The sequence below is a fragment of the Staphylococcus delphini genome (assembly GCF_900636325.1).
Lineage (GTDB): Bacteria > Bacillota > Bacilli > Staphylococcales > Staphylococcaceae > Staphylococcus > Staphylococcus delphini.
Map to the genome: position 1 here is coordinate 1,824,418 of NZ_LR134263.1, position 22,884 is coordinate 1,847,301.

Sequence of the window (22,884 nt, forward strand, 5' to 3'; positions counted from 1 at the left end):
TGTAACGTATAGAATCACAAAGGTCTGATGGGTGCTAGCTACTATATTTTTCTGTAACTTCTTCAATAAATGAAATAATTGCCTTTTTCGTTTGACGTTTTTCTTTCAGCTTTTTATCACTGACTAAATCTTTGAGGTCCGCTTGGTTCACGATACCGCTATATTCAAATTCGCCTGTCATGGATTTCAAAATGTCTTCGTCGACCGCTTGTTGATGTGCAAATTGACTAAATTCTGCTTCTCGTTTCGCATTTTCAAATAAAATATACGCTTCATCTATATTGTCATCTTCTGTTAATTGAGGGACTACTTCATCAATAAATTCCCGTATTAAATCCCGCTTCAAACGTAACACTGGATCGTCCGCATTGTCTAAAATACGTCGAATCTGTTCACGATTACGTTGCTGTTCGCCGGTATCCTTCAAGTCGATTTGACGAATGAGATGCATAATATACGACACATTTATCAAATCATTACGTAAAATTTCAATTTCAAAATCGATGTCATCCAAAATAGACACTTGTTCCACATTGCCGCGTTTGGATTTTACTTCATCATAAATGGCATAGTATTTACCTCTATAATCCGCAAATTCTTGTTCGTCCATGCCAATATTGTCAGTGGTAAACTCGAACTCTTCAAACGCTTTAAGTCGCAACACAAGTTTTGACACGAGACGGAATGCTTCGACAAATGCTTTCTTCCCCTCTTCATCAAACACTTCATCCATCGCTTGAGGTGTTGGTGCAATAGACTTTAACGCTGCCAACGCTTCGATAAACTCTTCTTTGTATGCTTCATAACTTTTCATAAGCACACGATCTGTATCATCCGTTTGCGAGAACAGTTTTAACGCTTTATCCGTATTGCGTTTTAAGTTGCGGTAATTGACAATTTTTCCGAATGGCTTTGTTTCTTTCTCCACACGGTTCGTACGAGAATACGCTTGGATGAGGTCATGATATTTCAAGTTTTTATCAACATAGAGCGTGTTCAATACTTTACTGTCAAATCCCGTTAAAAACATATTCACAACGATCAGCACGTCAATTTTATTATCCTTTACACCTTTTTTCACGTTTTTAGAGACATGATTAAAATATTCCGGGAATGTATCCGTCGTAAAATTCGTCCCAAAATGCGCATTGTAATCTTGCATCATCAGCTCTAATTGATCTCTCGAATGGACTTCATGTACACTCGTCTCTTGTGGCGCTTCATTTGCAGCATACGTAAATATACCTGCCACTTTTAATGGATGGTCATCATCACGACTGATTCGTTTGAACGTCTCATAATATTTAATCAATGCCGGGATACTTTGGACTGTTAAAATCGCCGAATACTGTCGATTGCGTGTATATTTATCGTGATTATCTCTAATATGACGGGCAATTAACTCAATGCGCTTATCTGCCAACCACACTTCATCTTTATTAATACCTTCCACCAAATCATCAGTTTCTGTACGAATATGTTGTGCTTTTATCGTATTAATGTAATCGACAGAAAAGCCTAAAACATTACCATCGTGAATCGCATTTTTGATTAAATACGCATGCAAGTTGCGACCAAATATATCTGCCGTACTCCGACCATCGATGCTTTTATTTTCTTCAAAACGCGGCGTTCCTGTAAAACCAAAGTATTGCGCATTGTTAAAATGTTGACGCACAATCCGATGCATGTCGCCAAATTGACTCCGGTGACATTCGTCGATAATGAACACCACTTTATCCGTTTTGTATTGTTCGAGCGCTCCCGCATTATTTTGAATCGCTTTCGACATTTTTTGAATCGTCGTGACAATCAGCGGCAAACTTTTATCATTCAACTGTTTCACGAGCTGTGACGTATTGTTCGTTTTATCCACCGAACCTTTAGAAAACTTATTAAACTCTTCTTCTGTTTGACTATCTAAGTCTTTTCGGTCTACAAGGAAAATCACTTTTTTAATATTCTCTTGTTCTGAGAGGACTTGACTCGCTTTAAAAGAAGTCAACGTTTTACCGCTTCCGGTCGTATGCCAAATATAACCATTACTATTCGTTTCAGTCGCTTGATGGATCAGCGCTTCCACAGCATGCACTTGGTAGGGACGCATCGCCATTAAAACATGATCCGTTTCATTTAAAATCATATAACGTGAAATCATTTTAGCGAGATGACAAGGTCTTAAAAACGTATCCGTAAAGTCACTTAACGTATTGATGCGGTGATTGTCCTTATCGCTCCAATAAAACATGTGACTTTTTAAAAATTCGCCATCATTATTAGATAAGTAGCGCGTCTCAATCCCGTTACTAATAATAAACAACTGAATATAACGGAACAAACCGGTGTAATTATGTTTACGATAACGTCTCACTTGGTTGAACGCTTGGTTAATATCCATACCGCGTCGTTTCAATTCGATTTGCGCAAGCGGCAATCCATTCACTAAAAGCGTCACATCATAACGCGCTTTATACTGATCGTCAACAGCGATTTGATTCGTCACTTGAAACGTATTTTTACACCAATGGCGCGTATCTAAAAACGACAAATACACCTCAGACTCATCATCACGCTTCAAAGGCAATTTATCACGTAAAATACGCGCACTTTCAAAGATGCCTTTACCATTGATCATCGTTAATAAGCGTTGAAACTCTTTATCTGACAGTGATTTGCCTTCTAATTTATCTGCATGGCGTTCGTTTAATATTTGACGAAAATTATCCAATAGCTGCTGTTCATTTCGAATGGTCACAGGTTCATAGCCATTGGATTTTAATTGTGCCATCATTTCTTTTTCTAATGCGAATTCACTTTGGTAAACCATAAGATCCCCTACCTTTGTTTCTCTTACGATTTATTATAATATATTATGCATTTGTGTGGTGGGATTTTTATAATTATTAGTGGTTTAATCATTAGAAAACGATATATTGTGTTTAGGACATTTTTAAACATGATGGTAAGTCTAATCAAACGTTCAATCGTCCTTTTGTATTCTGACAATATTCTCACCTTCATATCGATAGCCTAATTTTCGCATATGCAAGATTCTCGCTAACTTAATGATTTACGCGATTAGAAAAATGAATATTATCATGACTCACTTGACTCACCCCATTTGGAATCCTCCCTATTTCGAGATATAATGTGAGTATAAGTGGAGGGAGCCACGAATGACTCTCGAAATCATTAATCAATATCTTGATTGTTTGGCTTTTTGCTAACTAATAGATAGCTTATATGCCACAATCTCAATTGTCTTAGCACTAACGGTAGAATGAGTACGATGGCTACTTGTACATCTCTACTAGTTAGTGCTTTTATTATTTCGTGCATTGGGCCGCTCACCTTCCTTACACTTAATTAGCAAATAGTCAGTTATGAGTTCTGTATGTTCTTCAATTTTTTATTGGTTATTTCTGACCCTTTTTTTTATTAATAATGCTATTGTATGTATCATTAACTGCGTGCGCGAGTACCTTCGAATTGCTCTAACTATTTTATTCTTAATCGTATGTTTATCGATTAACTTGACTTTTTCATCATTCTCAAAAGTACGCAGCGTGAGTCTTTTCGCTCAACACTTTTTAATATCAAATTTTTTGAAGGAAGAAATTTTACATTCTATATATTGTTGCTAATACTTGGCTATGTGAAATGCTTAGTTGATTCAATCTTTTCCCTTGTGTCCTTCGAATTATTTACTGCCGTAGTAAGTTTTTCATTATAGCTTTATCTATATCCTATTATTCCTCTGCCGCGTCCGTGAGTCATACCCTTAGAAAGAGCTATTAGTTCGTCAAGAAGGTCGCATCCTCTTCGTCGAGCTTTGTTAAATACTCCGCATCATTTACCATATAGAACTCGAGTAGTATAGGACTTCATCTTGTTTGGAAGATGCATCCATACTACATAGACCTAATATGATGTTTCTGTTCGTCAGTGTGAGTGTTTGCGTCCGACTCCCTTCAGATTCCTCTTCGCAGTGGACACCCTTTTCTTTCGATAACAGTTCCTACTACCAAGCCTGTAACGAACTTTCACCGTCAAGATGTTATCCATGCCGGGCGCACCAAAAAAACACCACACTCATTAGAGGTGTGGTGATTATATTCAAAAGTCAACTTAGTTAAATCATATTTTTGTCGACTTTCTATTTCTACGGATTTAAATATTTTTGGTTAGGATGTGGTATTAAATCAATAGCTATATTGTCTTTTAGCTTAGTATATTTTTCATCAATAATATCGATAACATTATACCCATCTACAATATTTTTCATGTCTTCCAAATGTAAGTTTATAATATAAATATTATCTTTTAGAGCCACTTTGCTACATACACCTTTAGAACTATCCCAGTCATTTTTGCCTGTAAGTGGTTCTACACTAAAAATAATACCTAATTTATAGTTCCCAAACATTAACAAAGAATAAAATTTATTAACCCAAGTTACTTTAACCTTTTGGTGATACTGTTTACATTCTACAATAAAATCTTCTGATAATATTGGCAATGTATTATTGTAATAAGTTCTTGAAACATCATTAGTTTTTAAAAATAAATCTATTTCATTGGTACTAGTCCTTTTATTAAGATATATATAGTGTAAATTCAAATACTTGAAAAGTTGTGACACAAATTTTTCTAATGCTTTTCCAGATTTATCAGTTGTAGTTTCGATTTCATTTAGCAATTCACTAAGTGTTATTAACTCTTCTTCTTTTAAATTTTTCTCTTTACGAATAAAATCTTTAGGTAACGCTTTCAAGTAATCACTTAGACTTTCCCCTTCTTTAATCATACTATCACCTTAAACTTAACTTTGATATTATCAGGATTAACTGTAAATGCTTCATCTGTTTCTTCGCAGTATATTTCATCCTTTATATTAATTTCATCAAGCGTATACCCGGTGCTATGATGAGAATATGGGGAGTATATTTCAAATACCTTTTCAACTAAATGATTCTCTTCTAGATCTAGCATTATAGTATAAAACTCAGTTGTAGATAAATCAATTTCATAAAAATTCGAATATTGTATAAAGTCGTTCTTTTTATATCTAGTAATCTTTTTTAAAAATTTGTTTTTTTTATGCTGATCCAGATTCTGAAAGTTCTTGTTTTTCTCTACATTTATCGTCAATAAACTTTGCAACTTTCATCATCTCCTTATTTTCAGCAGTATTTTTATGAAATTCAATAATAGAATATCCTCTTTCAGTCAAAACGTCAAATCGAAATTTTACTGTAAATTGTTTAGCTTTAACTTCATTCAACCAGATTAATTGCACCCATGGATACGTTGATTCTTCCTCTGTATTCTCAATGAACTCCATAAGAATATCGTAAAATTTATGAGTATGATCAAAAATATCTTCATTATCTTTAATTAATAGCTTTAAATCACCCAATATCGGAAGTACAATATCCTCTGAAATCCCAGCCTCTAATGTAGCACTTGAACCTCTTTTTAATTCCATTTTTTGACCATATACTTTTATATGACTCCCATCTTTATATTTAATTAATCCATTTTCAATACTATTGGTTTGTTTAGCTAATGTGTTGATTTCTTTAACGTTTATTTCTTTAATATTAAAAATTGTATTATCGTTAATCCAATCAATCAATTCATCGATTCTTTTTTCATAAAAGTTAGGATCATTATTTTTTAGATTAGAGTTGATTCTTGCTACTCTAAATTCTATTATTTTAGATTCCTTATGTATGACAATCACCATAGGAAGAATACTAGTAATTTCTTTTGCTTTTCCATCGATGAGCGTAGCACCTTTGCAATAATAATTAAATTTTAAAATCGAAAATTCATCATGCTCATATAGTTTGGGATTAGCTAAATCATCATTAATATTGCTAATTTCTTCTCTATCAGATACTTTTTGTCTTAGGTTTTCAATGCCCTGTTCATATTCACCGTCAATAATATTGAATAACGCGCAATATTTATAAGGCTTTAAATAATCGTATTCAAAGATTATTGCAGTCAGTTCTTCTTTGAACATTTCAAGACCCTTAAGTATTCTATCCTTCTTTCCAATAGGGCCTTCATTTTCTTCAACTAATTCATAAAGAGACTTACCTTCTCTTTTTGTCGCTTTCATCTGCTTAATTATAGATGAAACATCTCTTGTTTTAAATGACTCAATCATTTCATTGATATATTCTTGATCCATTTTTCATCCCCCATATTGCTTAGTTAATTAATTATACACACATTCCAAATGCATGAAAATACTTTTTAACACTAAAAATTTACTTGCCCAATATAAAATGGTTATTTGTATACTTTGAACTTAATTATATATTATTACACAAAAAACTGGGTTGTAGCAAAGCCCCTAAGAACGCGAGCCTAAAGGTTCACAATCTGAAAGATAGCCAAATTTTATTTTACCGAAATGTCAAAAAACACCGAGATGCTTCACACATCCCAGTGTTCTCAAAAATTAAAATGGCAAATTCATACCTTTTAACATATTTTGCAATTGTGCTTGCTTGCCTTTTTTACCTTTACCGCCACCTGTAAACTGCTTCATCATCTTCTTCATATCATTAAACTGCTTCAATAAACGGTTCACTTCTTGCAATGTGCGCCCTGAACCTGCCGCAATACGACGTTTTCTTGAAACATTCAATTTATCTGGATTTTCACGTTCTTCAGGTGTCATAGATTGAATAATCGCCTTAATATGATCGATTTGTTTGTCGCTCATATTGAGTTTGTCGAGCCCTTTCATCTTGTTCATACCTGGAATCATTTTCATAATGTCATCCAGAGGTCCAAGATTTTTCACTTGATCGAGTTGTTCTAAAAAGTCTTCTAATGTAAATGAAGAGGTACGCATTTTTTTCTCTAAATCTTTTGCTTTTTCTTCATCGACATCTTGTTGTGCTTTTTCGATCAGACTTAATACATCACCCATACCTAAAATACGTGATGCCATACGTTCTGGATGGAACAACTCTAAACCATCTAGCTTTTCGCTCATACCTACGAATTTGATAGGTTTTTCTGTGACGGCACGGATAGAAAGTGCTGCACCCCCACGTGTGTCCCCATCTAATTTCGTTAATGTGACACCTGTGACGTCGAGCTGTTGGTCAAACGATTCTGCAACATTGACGGCATCTTGACCTGTCATGGCATCAACAACGAGCATGATTTCGTCAGGCTTTGAAATTTCTTTGACTTCTTGTAATTCGTTCATCAATGCTTCATCAATGTGTAGACGCCCGGCTGTATCGATAATGACAAAGTCTAAATGTTCAGCTTTCGCATGTTGTAACGCGTTTTGGACGATTTGTTGTGGTGGCACTTGATCGCCTTCGCTATATACAGGGATGTCGATTTGCTTACCAACTGTTTGTAATTGGTTAATCGCTGCTGGACGGTAAATGTCACCAGCTACGAGTAACGGCTTTTTGTTGTACTTTTTGCGCATTAACAGTGCAAGTTTCCCTGCTGTTGTCGTTTTACCAGCACCTTGTAAGCCGACCATCATGACAACTGTCGGTGGTTTTTTCGCCATCGTAATCGACGTGTTGTCGCCACCCATTAATGTTGTCAGTTCTTCTTGTACGATTTTGATGACTTGTTGCCCTGGTGTTAATGACTTCATCACATCAGATCCTAATGCACGTTCTGAAACTGTGTTGACAAAGTTTTTAACGACTTTAAAGTTAACGTCCGCTTCGAGTAAAGCAAGACGTACTTCACGCATCATTGCTTTGATATCAGCTTCAGTCACTTTACCTTTACCTTTTATTTTCTGCATCGTTGCCTGCAGTCGATCGGATAATCCTTCAAAAGCCATAAAGTGACCCTCCTTATTCTAGTTCTTCAAGTTCTTGGATATATTGTTGAATGTGTTCTGGTTCATGAATATGGTCTCGTATTTGTTGAAAAATCTCTTGTCTACGGGTAAAACGGCGATAGAGTCCTAATTTTTGTTCGTAATCTTCTACTAAATCGCCAGTTCTTCTTATGTTATCATACACCGCTTGACGACTCACTTCAAATGTCTCTGCAATTTCACTGAGCGCATAATCTTCTAAGTAAAACAGACGTAAATAGTTGCGCTGTTTTTCGGTGAGTAGTGACTGATAAAAGTCAAAAAGATAATTCATTCGGACGGTTTTAATTAAATCATCGTCATGGTGCATCGTCTATCCCTCATTTTCAGGTTGATTTTCCTCTGCTTCTGGTACATTTTGTTCAATCATATCTGCAAATAAGCCGTAAACATAACTTTCTGCGTTGAACGGTTGTAAGTCATCCAGTTTTTCACCTAAACCGACGTATTTCACTGGAATGTGCAATTCATTTCGGATGGCGAGGACGATACCGCCTTTAGCTGTTCCATCCAGTTTCGTTAAGACGATACCTGTCACGTCTGTCACTTCTTTAAATGCTTTCGCTTGTGCCAATGCATTTTGTCCTGTTGTCGCATCGAGTGCCAGTAATACTTCGTGAGGTGCATCAGGTACTGAACGGCTAATGACACGTTTCACTTTTTCAAGTTCGTTCATTAAGTTTTGCTTGTTTTGTAAACGCCCTGCTGTATCACAAATTAAAATATCAACACCTTTATTCTTCGCAGCGTTAATCGCATCGTACATCACAGCAGCTGGGTCAGAACCTTCACCTTGGCGAATGACATCAACACCGACACGTTGACCCCACACTTCAAGTTGTTCAATGGCACCTGCACGGAATGTATCCCCGGCAGCTAACATTACTTTTTTACCTTGTGCTTGATAGCGATGTGCAAGTTTACCGATAGTTGTCGTTTTACCCACACCATTCACGCCCACCATCAAAATGACATTTAAGCGGCCGTCTTCAATATTCATCTCTTCTGATTTATCATCGTCTTGTTGATAAATTTCTACAATTTTTTCGACGATGGCTTCACGTAAATCTTCTGTTTCTGTAATGTTGCGACGTTTCGCTTCCATGCGTAATTCATCAACGAGTTCCATCACTGTGTTGAAACCGACGTCGGCTTGGATTAACATTTCTTCTAATGCTTCAAAAAAATCTTCGTCGACTTTACGATAATGTGCTAATAAATTGTTTAATTGATTTTGGAAGTTTTCACGTGATTTTTCAAGTCCTTCACGGAATTTCGCACCGATTTTTTGTGATTCGAGCTCTTCAAATTCCTCAATCGACATCAAGCCGTCATCAAATTCGTCTTCAACTGATGTCAAATCATTGTCTTGATGGACAGTTTCACTAGGAGCAGCATGTTGTGTGCGTTCAGGTTCTTGGTGTTTAACGGCATCTTGTTGTAAATCTTGTTCGAGTTGTTGTTCTTTATCAGGTTTCGCAAATTTATCTTTTAATCGTTTAAAAAAGCTCATATTATGCTTGTTCCTCCTTCAATACTTCATCTATCGTATTTAAATTTACACTCACAAGTCGCGACACGCCCATTTCTTGCATAGTCACGCCGTAAAGACAATCACACATTTCCATTGTACCTTTACGATGGGTAATGACAATGAATTGCGTCTCTTTCGACAATGTTTTCAAGTAGGTCGCATATCGAATGACGTTCGCCTCATCCAGTGCTGCTTCGACCTCATCCAAGATAACAAACGGCGCGGATCTTACTTTCAATATCGCAAATAATAAAGCGATAGCACTTAACGCACGTTCACCCCCACTTAATAATGACAAGTGTTGTAACTTTTTACCTGGGGGTTGGACTTTAATATCAACGCCAGCTGTTAAGTAATCTTTTTCCGTCAAGATGAGTTCCGCTTGACCGCCACCGAATAAGTTTTTGAAGACACTCGCAAAATGGTCTTGAATCGCATGGAATGTCGTACTGAAACGTTCCGCCACCTCTGCGTCCATTTCTTGAATGATTTGTTCTAACGTTGCTTTGGCTTCTCTTAAATCATTGCGTTGCTCAGATAAGAATGTATAACGTGCAGACACTTCTTCATATTGCTCAATCGCATTCAAATTCACATGGCCTAATTCATCAATCGACATTTGTGTGAGCTTCACTTTTTGGCGTAACGCATCAATATTCGCATCGGCTAATGGATAAGACGATTTCGCGTGTTCGAATGTCATATGATATTTTTCATTTAAATGTTTCAACGCTTGATCGATAAGGACATCTAACCTTGATTGTGCAGATTTGATATTTTGATACTGGTTTTCAATTTCTAACAATTTTTGATGAATCGACTCTAACGCTTGTTCATTCGATTCAATCAAATCTTCAATATCTTGACGCTGTTGTCGTAATTGTTGCTGTTGTTCAAGATGACGTGTTTTAGCGTCTTGGTATTCTGTAATGTGTGTTTGAATCTTTTCAAGTGTCGAACGGTCATTGACTTCATCTGAATTAATGAGCGCCAATTGATCTGCGAGTTTTTGTTGTTGCGCATCGATTTGTTGTTGTTCTTTTTCCAACCGTTTGAGCTGTTGTTGCTGCGTCTTAATACGTTCCACGACGACCGCGAGATCAGATTTGTATTGATGGAGTTGTTGTTGTAATTGTGACGCTTGTGCTTGAGACACTTTGCGCTGTTCAGTCATTGCTTTAATTTGTTGCTCCATCTGTTCGAGCTGTTCCGCAATTTCAGCTTGGCGCGTTTGTTTATCTTTTAATGTCGCTTCACTTTTATCACTTTGATACCCATCATTTTTTTCGAACTCAAACTCTTCATGTTCATTTTTCAAGCGTTGTTCGATTTCACGATAGCGATCATGCTCTAATGACAAATCATGAAGTGCTTGTTTATACGTGTTGAAATCTTGTTGTGCTGTGACATATTGTTCACTCAGCGTATCTTGTTGTGATTTTTGATTTTGGCAAAACTGTTCCAATTGTTTTGTCTTCTCGAGATACGTCTCTAACTGGGCTTGTAGCTGTTGCAATTCATCTTTTTGTCCGAGTAAACTTTGACGTTGTTGTGTACCGCCCCCAGTCATTGAACCGCCTGGATTAACGACATCACCTTCTAAAGTGACAATACGCGTTTGATATTGAATCGCACGCGCCATTTCATTCGCATTTTTCAAGCCGTCTACAATCAATGTACGCCCTAATAAATTGTCGATAATCGCTTTGTATGTCGTATCAACTTGTACCGCTTCACTAGCGACAGTGACGAATCCGGTCATTTGTTTTGCTGTTTGGACGACGCGTGAATCTAATGTTTTCGCTTTAATGACGTTCAATGGTAAAAATGTGGCGCGGCCTAACTTTTTCGTTTTCAAAAATTGAATCGCTTGGCGGGCTGCGGCTTCATCAGATACGATGACATGTTGCATACTCGCACCTAAAGCCGTTTCTATCGCTGTCGTATATTTTGAAGGGACATCGATTTGTTGCGCTACTGCACCGTGAATGCCTTGTAATTGTTGATCTTTCGCTTTTAAAACTGCTTTAACACCTTGATAAAAGCTACTCAAATCGTCTTCACGCATTTTCATCGTTTCAATACGTGCCTTCAACTTATCATTGTAACGGTACGCTTGATACAGTTGTGATTCTGCCTCAGTTTGTTCAGATTTCGCTTTTGCTAATGATGCCTCAATTTGTTTACAATCATTTTCGATTTTCGTCATTTGACGCTTCTTTTGTTGTTGACGTTGCTCGATGTCATGCATATGTTGTTGGGCGTCTTTTAACTGCGCATAAGCTTCACTCAATCTAGAGTCAATACGAGATTGTTTCGCTTTATGTTCTTCAATCGTTTTCGTCAAAAATCGAATGTCGTTGTTAATGTCCGCTTGTTCAGTCATTAATTGATAATACGCATCTTTTAACGTCTCAACATCTTCTTCCATCGTTTCGTCTGACTGATACAATTGTCCTTCAAGCGTTTGAATGTGCTGATTTAATTGTTGGCGCTTTTCTTTTAACTGACTTAGCGTTTTTTCGGTTTCTGCCACATCATGATCTAATTGTTGCTGATGTTGCGCTATAGACGCTTGTTCTTCTTCAATACGCGCATTCGATTGTGATTGGTTTTTTTGACGTTCTTCAATCAATTGATATTGCCCCGTCAACTTCTCCACTTGTTCTGTCGTTTCAATCAGGTGCTGGTTGACTTTTTCTAATTGCTGATCAACTTCAAAACGTTCACCTTTTGCCTTTTGCATCGTATGTGAGATTTGCGACTTTTTATGATGCGTATCGGCTTGCTGACTTTTTAATTCATTCAATGCCGTGTCATGATCTGCAATTTGCGTTTGATACGACGCGATGTCATGCACCGTTACACGAATATCACTTTCTTTTAAAATATCACTCAACTGCAAATACTCTTTCGCAATCGCCGCTTCTTCTTTTAGTGGTTCCACACGACCTTCTAAATCATACAAAATGTCTTCCACACGCGTTAAATTGTCTTCGGTATGCGACAGCTTTTCCAATGACGCTTCTTTTCTTTTTTTATATTTCAATACCCCTGCAGACTCTTCAATAATTTGACGGCGATCAGTCGGTTTCGCATTGAGCACTTCATCGACACGGCCTTGTGAAATAATGCTGAACGCTTCTTTACCGAGACCTGAATCTAAAAAGAGCTCGTGTATGTCTTTCAAACGACGGCGCTCATTATTGACATAAAATTCACTATCACCATTCCGGTAAAGACGTCTCGTGACAATCACTTCTGTCGCATCAAAATTCAACAAGCCCTTGCTATTATCGAGTTTCAACTGCACTTCCGCAAAGTTTTGAGCATTGCGATGTTGTGCACCAGAAAAGATAATGTCTTCCATTTTACTGCCACGCAATGAACGCGCGGATTGTTCACCGAGTACCCATTTAATCGCATCAGTAATGTTACTCTTCCCACTACCATTTGGACCAACAATGGCTGTGACACCTTTGTCAAATTGAATTTGAGTGGCTTCCGCAAATGATTTAAATCCGTATGCATCAATTGACTTTAAATAAACCATATTCTACTCCTTATGTGTCATCAATAAGTATGCTTGTTCGGCTGCTTTTTGTTCAGACTCTTTTTTCGTGCGACCTTCACCTTGAGAGACGGCTTCCCCATTTAATAAAATTTCGGAAGTGAACGTTTTGTTATGCGCAGGTCCCTCTTCTTTCGCAATACGATACTGAATCGCACCTAAATAATTTTGATGAACATATTCTTGAAATTTTGTTTTAAAATCCACAACACCGATCAGTTGGCGTCCTTTAACGTGTGGGAAAATGACTGCTTCAGCAAATTGCCACACTGCTTCAAGCCCTTGATCTAAATACAATGCACCCACAAATGCTTCAAAGACATCCGCAACTAACGATGGACGTGTTCTCCCACCCGTCTTTTCTTCTCCTTTACCGAGCAAGATAAGTGGCATTAAATCGATATGTTGCGCGAAAACAACGAGTGAGGGTTCACAAACGATATTCGCACGCATTTTCGTCAAATCTCCTTCAGGCAACTTCGGAAATGCATCAAATAAATAACGTGAGACAGTTAATTCAAGTACCGCATCTCCTAAAAACTCTAACCGTTCATTATGTTCAGTACGATCCATATTAAAGTCATTAATAAAACTAGAATGTGAAAAAGCTTGTTGATAAAGCGACATATTGTCATATGCCAAATTCAATGCTTTCATTTTTTTCGCAAAATTCTCTTGAAACTTCGCAACGAGCGTTTCCTTACGCACTTTTGTCATGCCATCATTTCCTCCTTTATTGCTTTCAATCAGATGCATGGACATTTTCAATTTGATCATCCAGCCTTCCTCAGTTGTATACCACATGGTTAACACGCACATGGGATACGACAAGCTGCGACGACCACTATTGTTGAATACGCTCTCAAACTTTTAGTGAGCACATCACATTGTCATTGTGTTCAATAAAAGTGAGACCCATTTTTCAAAATCCATACCCATTACTATTATACGTGATATCCAAACCGAAGCCCATCCATTCATTAAAACTTCTCCTACTTTAAACTTCATATGGGGAAGGGACATAAAAATTTTTGATGCTTTTGATGCAATATTTTTGTTAAACTTGCCCTGCCTATGATTTGTGGCTTTAGATTGCCTTCATGGCTTCGCGTTCCTAGGGGCTGGGGGGGAGGTTGTGACAAAAGCGCTTAGGATTTGAGCAGAACCGAGCGATGAGCAAAATTGATTTCCAAATTTTGCCGAAATCGCGGGAGTTCTGTCGAAAATCCTGCTTTTGGAACACCGTTTATTGATTCCCAGCGCACCCATTCATTGTGGATTTTCCGGACCAGCTTGATCCCTCAGGAGTCTCAGCCTTCTGGGCAATCTTATATCAAATACACAGAACTGAAGATGCAATCTATGTATGGCTTGAGGCTTAATTTTTTCAAGCCTCATCACTTGGTATACACAACAAAATATAGTAAAGGAGCTGAGGAAACTTAATGTCCCAGCTCCGATAATCATTATTTTTCAAGTGTATTAATGTAATTCACAGCGTCTCCCACTGTGTTGATTTTTTCGGCTTCTTCATCTGGAATTTCAGTACCGAATTCATCTTCTAATTCCATTACTAACTCTGCGATATCAAGTGAATCAGCGCCTAGATCGTCTTTGAAAGATGCATCTTCAGTGACTTTGTCAGCGTCTACGCCTAAACGGTCAACGATGATGTCTTTAACTTTATCGAAGTTTTCCACGTTGTTTCACCTCCTTATAAAATAATGCTCTGTTTATGTAACGCATGTTGCGCGTTTTTTTATCGAATTGAAATACTCGACTGTTATATTTTGCCATTTTATCGGCTTAAATACAACCCATTTCAATGAAGTTCACCGCGTTCGACATACATTTCATTAACATCTCATGTGCGTTGAACAAAATTCTTAGTTTCAACTCAGGATTTCATGTTCAAAACGCTGCCATGATTATTCCATGTGCATGCCGCCATTGACATGAATCGTTTGGCCAGTAATATACGCTGCTTTATCTGAAGCTAAAAATGCGACTGTATGTGCGATGTCTGTATCTTGACCGAAACGACCTAATGGAATTTGTGTTTTCATCGTCTCTTTCAAGTCATCGTTTAACGCATCAGTCATGTCTGAAACGATAAAGCCTGGCGCCACGGCGTTGACCGTAATGTTACGTGATGCCAATTCGCGCGCTGCAGTTTTCGTCATGCCAATCACGCCTGCTTTAGATGCCACATAGTTAATTTGACCTGGGTTCCCCACTGCACCCACCACACTTGTTAAGTTGATAATGCGTCCAGCACGTTGTTTCAACATTTGTGGTGTTGCTTTTTGGATACAGTTAAAGACACCTTTTAAGTTTGTATCAATGACATCATCCCACTCATGTTCTTTCATTCTCATGAGCAAGTTATCTCTTGTAATACCTGCGTTGTTCACAAGCACGTCGAGTGAACCGAAAGTTTTGACGATTTCTTTGATCATCGCTTTCACTTCATCACCATTTGCAACGTTCGCTTGCATGGCAACACTTTCGACACCTTTACTTTTAATTTCTTCAACAACAGCTTCTGCTTTTTCTTGGTTACCCGCGTAGTTAACGACAACATTGTATCCTTCTTCAGCAAGTTGTAATGCAATACTACGGCCAATCCCACGTGAAGCACCTGTAACTAATGCAACTTTACTCATTTCCAATCCATTCCTTTACATCTTCGAGCGTTTGAATCGAAGTTATTTTTACATCTCTACTCATTTTTTTAACTAAACCTGATAATACTTTGTTCGGACCGACTTCAATGAAATGATCCACACCTTGCTCGATTAACCATTGAACAGAATCGATAAATTGAACCGGCGAATACAATTGTTCCACCATATGTTGTTTAATCGTTTCTGCGTCTGTTTCAGGTCTTGCATGAACATTTTGTACGACTGGTGTTGTCGCATCATGCCATTCAAATTGATCGATAAACGTTTTAAATTCATCTTCAATCACTTGCATCATAGACGAATGAAACGGCCCTGAAACGTCTAGTGGCATCACTCTTTTCGCACCAAGTGATTTACCTTCACTCACTAAACGATCCACAGCAACTTTATGACCTGACACAACGATTTGCCCTGGCGCATTCATATTCGCAGGCTCGACGACAGCATCTTCTGTTGAGATTTGATCACAAATGGCTTTCACTTCATCAAATGATAAGCCTAACACTGCAGCCATACCGCCGACGCCTTTAGGAAATGCTTGTGCCATCAATTCCCCACGTTTACGAACGATTTGTACGGCATCTTCAAACTTTAAAACACCGCTCATCACAAGGCTTGAATACTCGCCTAAACTGTGACCAATCGTGTAGTCCGCAGTCGGTTGACCCATCGCAGCATAAAGTGCCATGCTGTTTGTTAACAGTGCAGGTTGTGTATTTTCAGTTTGCCCTAACACTTGATTCGGGTCTTCAAACATCGTCTCAAGTAGATTGAATGGCATTTGTTCTGCAGCTGCTTCTAAAATTTTCGTCGCCGCATCATCTTGTTGATACAAATCTTGTGCCATACCTACCTTTTGTGCCCCTTGTCCAGGGAACATCAACACAGTTTTACTCATCAGTGTCGCCTACCTTTGCTCTCATATTTTCAACAATTTTCGTTTCACCCGCAATTTTCGCTTGACGAATTGCTGAATAAAACGCTTTTGCATTTGAACTGCCGTGCGCTTTAACCACGATACCGTCCAATCCTAACAACACTGAACCGCCATATTCGGAATAATCCAACTGTTTCGCGATACGTTTAATGTCATTTTTCACGACGAGTGCTGCTAATTTATTTTTAAGGCTCGATAACAAATCATTTTTCAAAATTTTACCGAATGATTTGGCAGTGCCTTCTAAGTTTTTCAATACGATATTACCTGTAAAACCATCTGTCACAATTACGTCAGCTTCATCTTCCATAATCGATTTCGCCTCAATATTGCCGGTAAATTTGAATTGGTCCGTTTCAGACATTAAGTGAAAGGCTTCTTTTGTTAAGTTATTTCCTTTTTTATCTTCTGTCCCAATATTGAGTAATGCTACTCTCGGTTCTGCAATGCCTCTTAACTTTTGCGCATAAATATGACCGAGTACTGCATTTTGATACAAATGTTCTGCTTTCGCATCGGCATTTGCACCGACATCTAAAAATACGACACCTTTACCGCTCACTGTTGGCAAAGTAACGACTAACGCTGGTCGCGCCACCCCTGGCAAACGCCCTACAATAAAGAGGCCTGCCGACATGAGTGCGCCTGTGTTACCTGCTGAGACACATCCGTCTGCTTCTCCATTTTTCACTGCTTCCGCCATACGGACCATTGAGCTATCTTTTTTACGTTTAATGGCACGCACTGGCTCGTCTTCCATTGAAATCTCTTCAGTCGTATGACGTATTTCAACTCTTGGATGGTTCAAATGACATTGCTTTTCATCACCGAAAAGAATAATCTCCAAATCATCGAAATCCTGAACTGCTTTTTCAACAGCTTCAAGCACGATGTGAGGGGCATCGTCGCCACCCATCATATCTACAGCTAGTTTTACCATCTTATTCATCCTCGCTTATGTAATACATTTTAAATAGACCTTCAAAGACTTTTTCTTGCGCAACGAATGACGTCACACTCATTTCATAATATTTATCATCATGAAATTGGACTTCCGCTTCTGCAACAACGACATCGCCTAATTGTACAGGTTTGACAAAGTGGATATGACTTTCTTTCGTCAATACGGATGCGTGTTTCACAATCGCAACACATAATGAATTCGCTTGTGCAAACAACACATGGCCACGTGCAATCGCATTTCGCGTAAAGACGTCTTTTTTCGAAATCGTCATAATCGACTTCCCTGATAAATTAGGTTCTAGAGATACGATATCTCCTATAATGTCTTGATCTTCAAGGGCACTAATGTTTTGATATTGATCTTTTGCTACATTTTTCACGCGTTCTCGAAGTTCAGGAATTTGTAACTGACTCCGATCAAGGCGTATCGTCTGTATACTCACTTCAAACATGTCACTTAAAGCTTGATCAGTGATAAATGGATTTTGCTGGATGGTAGTTTCAATTAGTGTCCGTCTTTCATCTTTCGTCTTTTTCACATCATCGCCACCCAAATTTAGTACCAAGTCTTAATTGACTCCATTTCATTTTAACATGTTTACAGCGCAGTTCAAAATGATTTCATGTCACATGAACACGCGAATATCCGGTCATTTTACTACTGATTAATCAAAGCTTTGGTACAGCACTTTATCTTCAATAAATGTCCGCAACCGTTCAAATTCATCGGTAAAAAACGCACCTGACTGCATTAATTGCGCCGCTTCATCTCTCGCTACTTCTAACATGCGATAATCCTCGACCAAATTGCCCACTAAAAAGTCAGGCAAGCCACTTTGTTTCACACCAAAGAAATCGCCGGGCCCCCGCATTTCTAAATCTTTCTCACTCAATTCAAACCCGTCCGTCGTTTGCGTCATAATTTGCATACGCTCAATGCCTGTTTCTGTCTTAGGAGAGGCAATGAGCACACAATAACTCTGAAAATCACTACGACCCACACGACCACGCAATTGATGCAACGTCGACAACCCGAAACGATCCGCGTCATAAATCATCATAAAGGTCGCATTCGGCACGTTCACACCGACTTCGACAACAGTTGTTGCAACGAGGACATCCAGTTCATGTGCACTATACCGATGCATTACGTCATCTTTTTCATCTGCGCTCATTTTCCCATGCAATAAACCGATACGACGCTGAGGTAACGCTGCTTGTAAATTTTCATACAGTGCAATCGCATTTTGGACATCTTCTAAATGTTCCGAGCTTTCGATTAACGGTGAAATGACATACGCCTGTCTCCCATGTCGCAATTCGCGCTCCATATGTTCAATGACTTGGGCGTATTGCTCATGTTTCACCCAGTACGTTTCAATCGGTTTACGGCCTTTTGGTAAACTTTTAATTGAGGACACATCCATTTCACCAAATACCGAAATGGCAAGCGTTCTCGGAATCGGTGTTGCGGTCATAAAGAGCACATTGCTGAGCGCACCTTTTTCACGTAGCTTTTGACGCTGTTGTACCCCAAAACGATGCTGTTCGTCCGTAATCACAAGACCCACATTATGAAACGCCACATCATCTTGAATGAGCGCATGTGTACCGATTAAGCAATCGATTTCGCCATTTGCTAACTGTTCAAGCAAAAGTTGACGTTTTTTCCCTTTGACAGAGCCAGTTAACAGCGCTACATTCATATACGGTCCAAATAATCCGACCAAACTTTCCGCATGCTGTTCCGCTAAAATTTCTGTCGGCACCATTAATGCAGATTGGTACCCTGCTGTTTTCATCGCATACATACAAATCGCCGCTACGACCGTTTTACCGGAGCCCACGTCCCCTTGTAATAAACGGTGCATACGAATCGGCGCTTTTAAATCACGGAAAATTTCATTCACACTTTGCTTTTGGCCCTCTGTCAGTTCAAAAGGCAACGTCTCTATAAAAGCTTTAACTTGCTGAATATCGTAATGCACTTCTATCGCTTCTTCTGACATTTTTTCCATACGATTCAACCACTGCATCCGAAGCTCAAACATAAAAAATTCAGTAAAAGCAAACGTCCGACGTGCACGTAATAGCGATTGCTGATCTTTCGCTTCATGGAGGGCGTGTAGGGTATCATGTAACGTTTCTAACTTGTATTGTTCACGCATCGATGCCGGCAACCATTCATGAATTGTAATGTCTTGCAACGTTTGTTGAATCATATCGCGCAACGTTTTTTGTTTCAACCCTTCTTTCACACGATAAACGGGGGTGAACTGCGCATCCGCTAACTGTGACGGATCAAAAAACATTTTCTGACCATTAATTTCTTGTTTACGGCGAGACCATTTCCCTTTAATAACGACTGTTTCATGTAGCTGAATTTTATTTTTCAAATACGGTTGATTGAAGAACACTGCCTTGACCGCAATCCCGTTAATCATTAAATGGACTGTCAATTTCGAACGATTTCTTCCAAAAAAAGCGACAGTGGGGGTCGAATACACTTCCCCGCGAACTGTCACATTAGCTTCATCTTCAGCCGTCGTCAAATCAACCAACGTATTATCTTCATAACGCGTCGGTAAATAGAGCACCAAATCTTGAATGGTATGAATATTCATTTCGTTTAAAATGGCCAACCGTTTTGGGCCTAACCCTTTGATGTCCTTAAGCGCATAAGGATTTTCAATGAGGTTTAATTTTGTCATTATTAATCACCAAAAATCTGTTGTTTTAATCGCTGACCTGTTGGTGTACCCGCTAAGCCACCACGACCTGTTTCACGCAAAGCAGATGGCATCGTTTGACCGATTTTATACATCGCATCAATGACTTCATCTGTTGGAATGCGCGATGTAATACCAGCCAATGCCATATCTGCTGACACAATCGCATTAGAGGCGCCTGCCGCATTACGTTTTACACAAGGTACTTCCACTAAGCCTGCCACTGGATCACATACGAGACCTAACATATTTTTAAGACAAATCGCAAAACCTTCTGCTGATTGTTGCGGAGTTCCGCCAGCAGCTTCCACGATTGCCGCGGCTGCCATTGCACTTGCTGAACCGACTTCTGCTTGACAGCCACCTGCCGCACCAGAAATAGACGCATTGTTCGCCACAACAAAACCAAAAGCACCCGACGTAAGTAAAAAGTTCAACATATCTTGTCGGTTTAATTGTAATCTATTTTTAAGTGAAAATAAAACGCCAGGAACAACGCCAGCAGAACCTGCAGTAGGTGTCGCACAAATTTTCCCCATCGCCGCATTCACTTCATTTGTCGCAACGGCTTTACTCACTGCATCTAACACTAGATTTCCCGCTAATGCTTGACCACTTTCGATGTATTGTTTCATTAAGACCGCATCGCCACCCGTTAGTCCTGTTTTAGAAGTGACGCCTGCCAATCCTTCTTCAAGTGCATTTTCCATCGTTTGTAAATTGTGATCCATGTGCGTATACACTTCTTCAGCTGTCATGCCCGTTACAGCCATTTCTTGCTCTAGCATGACTTCATAAATCGCTTTATTCTCCGCTTCACATCTCTCAATTAATTCTTTTACACTTTTAAACATTTTCACGTCTGTCATCATTTAATTATCCCCCATCAACGAAACTGTTACGACACCTGGCACTTGTCGAATCGCATCTAAAATCTTGTCGTTCACTTCATCGTCCAGTTCACACGTCATTAACGCTTGATCACCTTTTTCTTTTCGTGACACTTGCATACTGCCGACGTTAATACCATCATCACCTAAAATGTTGGCAACTTTACCAATCGTACCAAATGTATCTTGGTGAAAGACGAGTAGTGTCGGATAATTACCGCTAATGGCTAATGGAAAACCGTTAATCGCGACAATTTCAATTTTACCGCCACCAATCGATACGCCTTCGACAGAAATATTTTTCTCTCCATCGGTCATGTCGATAATCGCTGTGTTCGGATGTGAACGTTCCTCACTCATTTCAATAAAGTGCACGCGCATGCCGGCCTCTTTTGCAGTTTCGAGACTCGTTTCAATGCGATCATCATCTGTATCATAGCCGAGTAATCCTCCGACTAATGCAACGTCTGTCCCGTGCCCTTTGTACGTTTCCATAAATGAGCCGTATAAGTAGATGTCTGCTCGTTCTGGTTGTTTGCCGAATAGATCTCTTGCGACAAGGCCGATTCTGACGGCACCTGCTGTATGTGAAGATGACGGGCCTACCATGGTTGGTCCGATAATATCAAATACGCTTTTATATTTCATTTTTGCTCCCCCCGTTTTTGACCATCAAATGTGTCTCTTTATTATATCAATGTTCTTTGTAGAATGTAATTTTTGTTGTTTTTTTATTTTTGTGTTTGTTTGTGCTGTTTTTCCTTTGTGGTTTTGTACATTTGGTGTTTTTGGTATGTGTGTTTGATGTAGTATTGTTTTCGACATTTCGGTGCATCGGATGCGGTGGTTTTGACATTGCAGCACAATAGATACGTTGGTTTTGACATTGCAGCTCACAAAATACTATTCCTTTAACATTTCAGTTGTTTGGATTGCTTGCCACCCTCGCGTTCCTAGGCGCTCGCTTCAACTAAATTCGGCTTGATTGTGGTGTACATGGGGTGGTTGCCGAATTGGATTTTCAGCTTCGCCTCTATGCCTCAGGAGTCTCGGGTGGCTTTGGCAATCTCTGACATCGTTTTTTGAGTTGTCATGATACATTAGCAACATGTCCACTTGTTGTCTATGAACATTTCAATAGACTTAATGCCTACCCAAATACACTTCATATCAATAAACACTTCTAAAAATCAAAAAACTCCATTTTAACCACAGTTTCAAAAACCAAATATACCGTATTAATACCCTTTTCTAGAATTAACAAGACACATGATGCAAATCAAAAACAAAAACACCACTTTTCAAGAACCTAAATCCACAGCACAGATGCCATCTACTAAAAATAAGAAAACATTTATACAAATCAAAAACACAATACTTTCCTTTTATTTTGCCTTAACAAAAAAACTATCAAATTTGAAATGCTTGACCACCCTCACGTTCCTAGGCGCTCGCTTCAACTCAATTCGGCTTGATTGTGGTGTACATGGGATGGTTGCCGAATTGGATTTTGGGAGCAGTACAGAAATCTCATGTGTCACAAAGATTTCGTCGTACTGCCCCCGCAAGGCTGACTCGACTTCTCAAAAGCGAGCGCATTGAGAAGTCAGACAGCTACTGCGTTAAACAGTAACCACTTTTGAAGTTAAATCACATTATTTTGCCTTTAAAATAACCCCTCAGGAGTCTCG

Annotated in this window: 16 protein-coding genes; all 16 read right to left on the reverse strand. The window is 38.8% G+C overall.

All coding sequences use genetic code 11. From position 1 onward, the window contains the following. Positions 1–34: 34 nt before the first annotated feature. Positions 35–2,827, reverse strand: coding sequence for a type I restriction endonuclease subunit R (locus tag EL101_RS08625; protein WP_096596209.1), 2,793 nt, complete (start codon positions 2,825–2,827; stop codon positions 35–37). A 1,335-nt stretch (positions 2,828–4,162) separates the two neighbouring features. Next, positions 4,163–4,807, reverse strand: a complete 645-nt coding sequence (locus EL101_RS08635) for a restriction endonuclease (RefSeq protein ID WP_096596207.1) — start codon at positions 4,805–4,807, stop codon at positions 4,163–4,165. 291 nt (positions 4,808–5,098) lie between these two features. Then, on the reverse strand, positions 5,099–6,202 hold the full coding sequence (locus tag EL101_RS08645) for a hypothetical protein (protein ID WP_096596205.1): 1,104 nt from the start codon (positions 6,200–6,202) through the stop codon (positions 5,099–5,101). A gap of 273 nt (positions 6,203–6,475) precedes the next feature. After that, a complete protein-coding gene (gene ffh, locus EL101_RS08650; protein WP_019165648.1) occupies positions 6,476–7,843 on the reverse strand; it encodes a signal recognition particle protein in 1,368 nt (455 codons plus the stop codon). Between the two features lie 13 nt (positions 7,844–7,856). Next, complete coding sequence (locus EL101_RS08655) at positions 7,857–8,192, reverse strand: putative DNA-binding protein (RefSeq protein WP_019165649.1); 336 nt, start codon at positions 8,190–8,192, stop codon at positions 7,857–7,859. A gap of 3 nt (positions 8,193–8,195) precedes the next feature. Next, positions 8,196–9,395, reverse strand: coding sequence for a signal recognition particle-docking protein FtsY (ftsY, locus tag EL101_RS08660; RefSeq protein ID WP_096596204.1), 1,200 nt, complete (start codon positions 9,393–9,395; stop codon positions 8,196–8,198). A gap of 1 nt (position 9,396) precedes the next feature. Beyond that, positions 9,397–12,969 (reverse strand): chromosome segregation protein SMC, encoded by a 3,573-nt coding sequence (gene smc, locus EL101_RS08665; RefSeq protein WP_096596203.1) that lies wholly within the window; start codon positions 12,967–12,969, stop codon positions 9,397–9,399. Positions 12,970–12,972: 3 nt separating this feature from the next. Then, on the reverse strand, positions 12,973–13,704 hold the full coding sequence (gene rnc / locus EL101_RS08670) for a ribonuclease III (protein WP_096596218.1): 732 nt from the start codon (positions 13,702–13,704) through the stop codon (positions 12,973–12,975). Between the two features lie 749 nt (positions 13,705–14,453). After that, on the reverse strand, positions 14,454–14,687 hold the full coding sequence (locus EL101_RS08675) for an acyl carrier protein (protein ID WP_019165520.1): 234 nt from the start codon (positions 14,685–14,687) through the stop codon (positions 14,454–14,456). A 228-nt stretch (positions 14,688–14,915) separates the two neighbouring features. After that, positions 14,916–15,653: a 3-oxoacyl-[acyl-carrier-protein] reductase gene (gene fabG, locus EL101_RS08680; RefSeq protein WP_019165521.1), complete on the reverse strand. Its 738-nt coding sequence runs from the start codon at positions 15,651–15,653 to the stop codon at positions 14,916–14,918. Continuing rightward, positions 15,646–16,572: an ACP S-malonyltransferase gene (gene fabD / locus EL101_RS08685; RefSeq protein ID WP_096596202.1), complete on the reverse strand. Its 927-nt coding sequence runs from the start codon at positions 16,570–16,572 to the stop codon at positions 15,646–15,648. The genes fabG and fabD overlap by 8 nt, the downstream gene beginning before the upstream one ends. Then, positions 16,565–17,551 (reverse strand): phosphate acyltransferase PlsX, encoded by a 987-nt coding sequence (gene plsX / locus EL101_RS08690; RefSeq protein WP_096596201.1) that lies wholly within the window; start codon positions 17,549–17,551, stop codon positions 16,565–16,567. The genes fabD and plsX overlap by 8 nt, the downstream gene beginning before the upstream one ends. 1 nt (position 17,552) lies before the next feature. Beyond that, the gene (gene fapR / locus EL101_RS08695; protein ID WP_026066989.1) at positions 17,553–18,113 is read right to left on the reverse strand and encodes a transcription factor FapR; all 561 of its coding nucleotides are present in this window, start codon (positions 18,111–18,113) and stop codon (positions 17,553–17,555) included. A gap of 126 nt (positions 18,114–18,239) precedes the next feature. Next, a complete protein-coding gene (gene recG / locus EL101_RS08700) occupies positions 18,240–20,285 on the reverse strand; it encodes an ATP-dependent DNA helicase RecG (RefSeq protein WP_096596200.1) in 2,046 nt (681 codons plus the stop codon). A gap of 2 nt (positions 20,286–20,287) precedes the next feature. After that, positions 20,288–21,157 (reverse strand): L-serine ammonia-lyase, iron-sulfur-dependent, subunit alpha, encoded by an 870-nt coding sequence (sdaAA, locus tag EL101_RS08705; RefSeq protein ID WP_026066990.1) that lies wholly within the window; start codon positions 21,155–21,157, stop codon positions 20,288–20,290. Positions 21,158–21,175: 18 nt separating this feature from the next. Next, on the reverse strand, positions 21,176–21,841 hold the full coding sequence (gene sdaAB / locus EL101_RS08710) for an L-serine ammonia-lyase, iron-sulfur-dependent subunit beta (protein WP_096540698.1): 666 nt from the start codon (positions 21,839–21,841) through the stop codon (positions 21,176–21,178). Between the last annotated feature and the right edge of the window lie 1,043 nt (positions 21,842–22,884).

Excerpts from the sequence above, each read along its gene's own strand:
- smc (WP_096596203.1), bottom strand. The coding sequence starts at position 12,969 with ATGGTTTATTTAAAGTCAATTGATGCATACGGATTTAAATCATTTGCG.
- ftsY (WP_096596204.1), bottom strand. The coding sequence starts at position 9,395 with ATGAGCTTTTTTAAACGATTAAAAGATAAATTTGCGAAACCTGATAAA.
- recG (WP_096596200.1), bottom strand. The coding sequence starts at position 20,285 with ATGACAAAATTAAACCTCATTGAAAATCCTTATGCGCTTAAGGACATC.
- plsX (WP_096596201.1), bottom strand. The coding sequence starts at position 17,551 with ATGGTAAAACTAGCTGTAGATATGATGGGTGGCGACGATGCCCCTCAC.
- EL101_RS08635 (WP_096596207.1), bottom strand. The coding sequence starts at position 4,807 with ATGATTAAAGAAGGGGAAAGTCTAAGTGATTACTTGAAAGCGTTACCT.
- EL101_RS08655 (WP_019165649.1), bottom strand. The coding sequence starts at position 8,192 with ATGCACCATGACGATGATTTAATTAAAACCGTCCGAATGAATTATCTT.
- EL101_RS08625 (WP_096596209.1), bottom strand. The coding sequence starts at position 2,827 with ATGGTTTACCAAAGTGAATTCGCATTAGAAAAAGAAATGATGGCACAA.
- EL101_RS08645 (WP_096596205.1), bottom strand. The coding sequence starts at position 6,202 with ATGGATCAAGAATATATCAATGAAATGATTGAGTCATTTAAAACAAGA.
- fabG (WP_019165521.1), bottom strand. The coding sequence starts at position 15,653 with ATGAGTAAAGTTGCATTAGTTACAGGTGCTTCACGTGGGATTGGCCGT.
- rnc (WP_096596218.1), bottom strand. The coding sequence starts at position 13,704 with ATGACAAAAGTGCGTAAGGAAACGCTCGTTGCGAAGTTTCAAGAGAAT.
- ffh (WP_019165648.1), bottom strand. The coding sequence starts at position 7,843 with ATGGCTTTTGAAGGATTATCCGATCGACTGCAGGCAACGATGCAGAAA.
- sdaAB (WP_096540698.1), bottom strand. The coding sequence starts at position 21,841 with ATGAAATATAAAAGCGTATTTGATATTATCGGACCAACCATGGTAGGC.
- sdaAA (WP_026066990.1), bottom strand. The coding sequence starts at position 21,157 with ATGTTTAAAAGTGTAAAAGAATTAATTGAGAGATGTGAAGCGGAGAAT.
- fabD (WP_096596202.1), bottom strand. The coding sequence starts at position 16,572 with ATGAGTAAAACTGTGTTGATGTTCCCTGGACAAGGGGCACAAAAGGTA.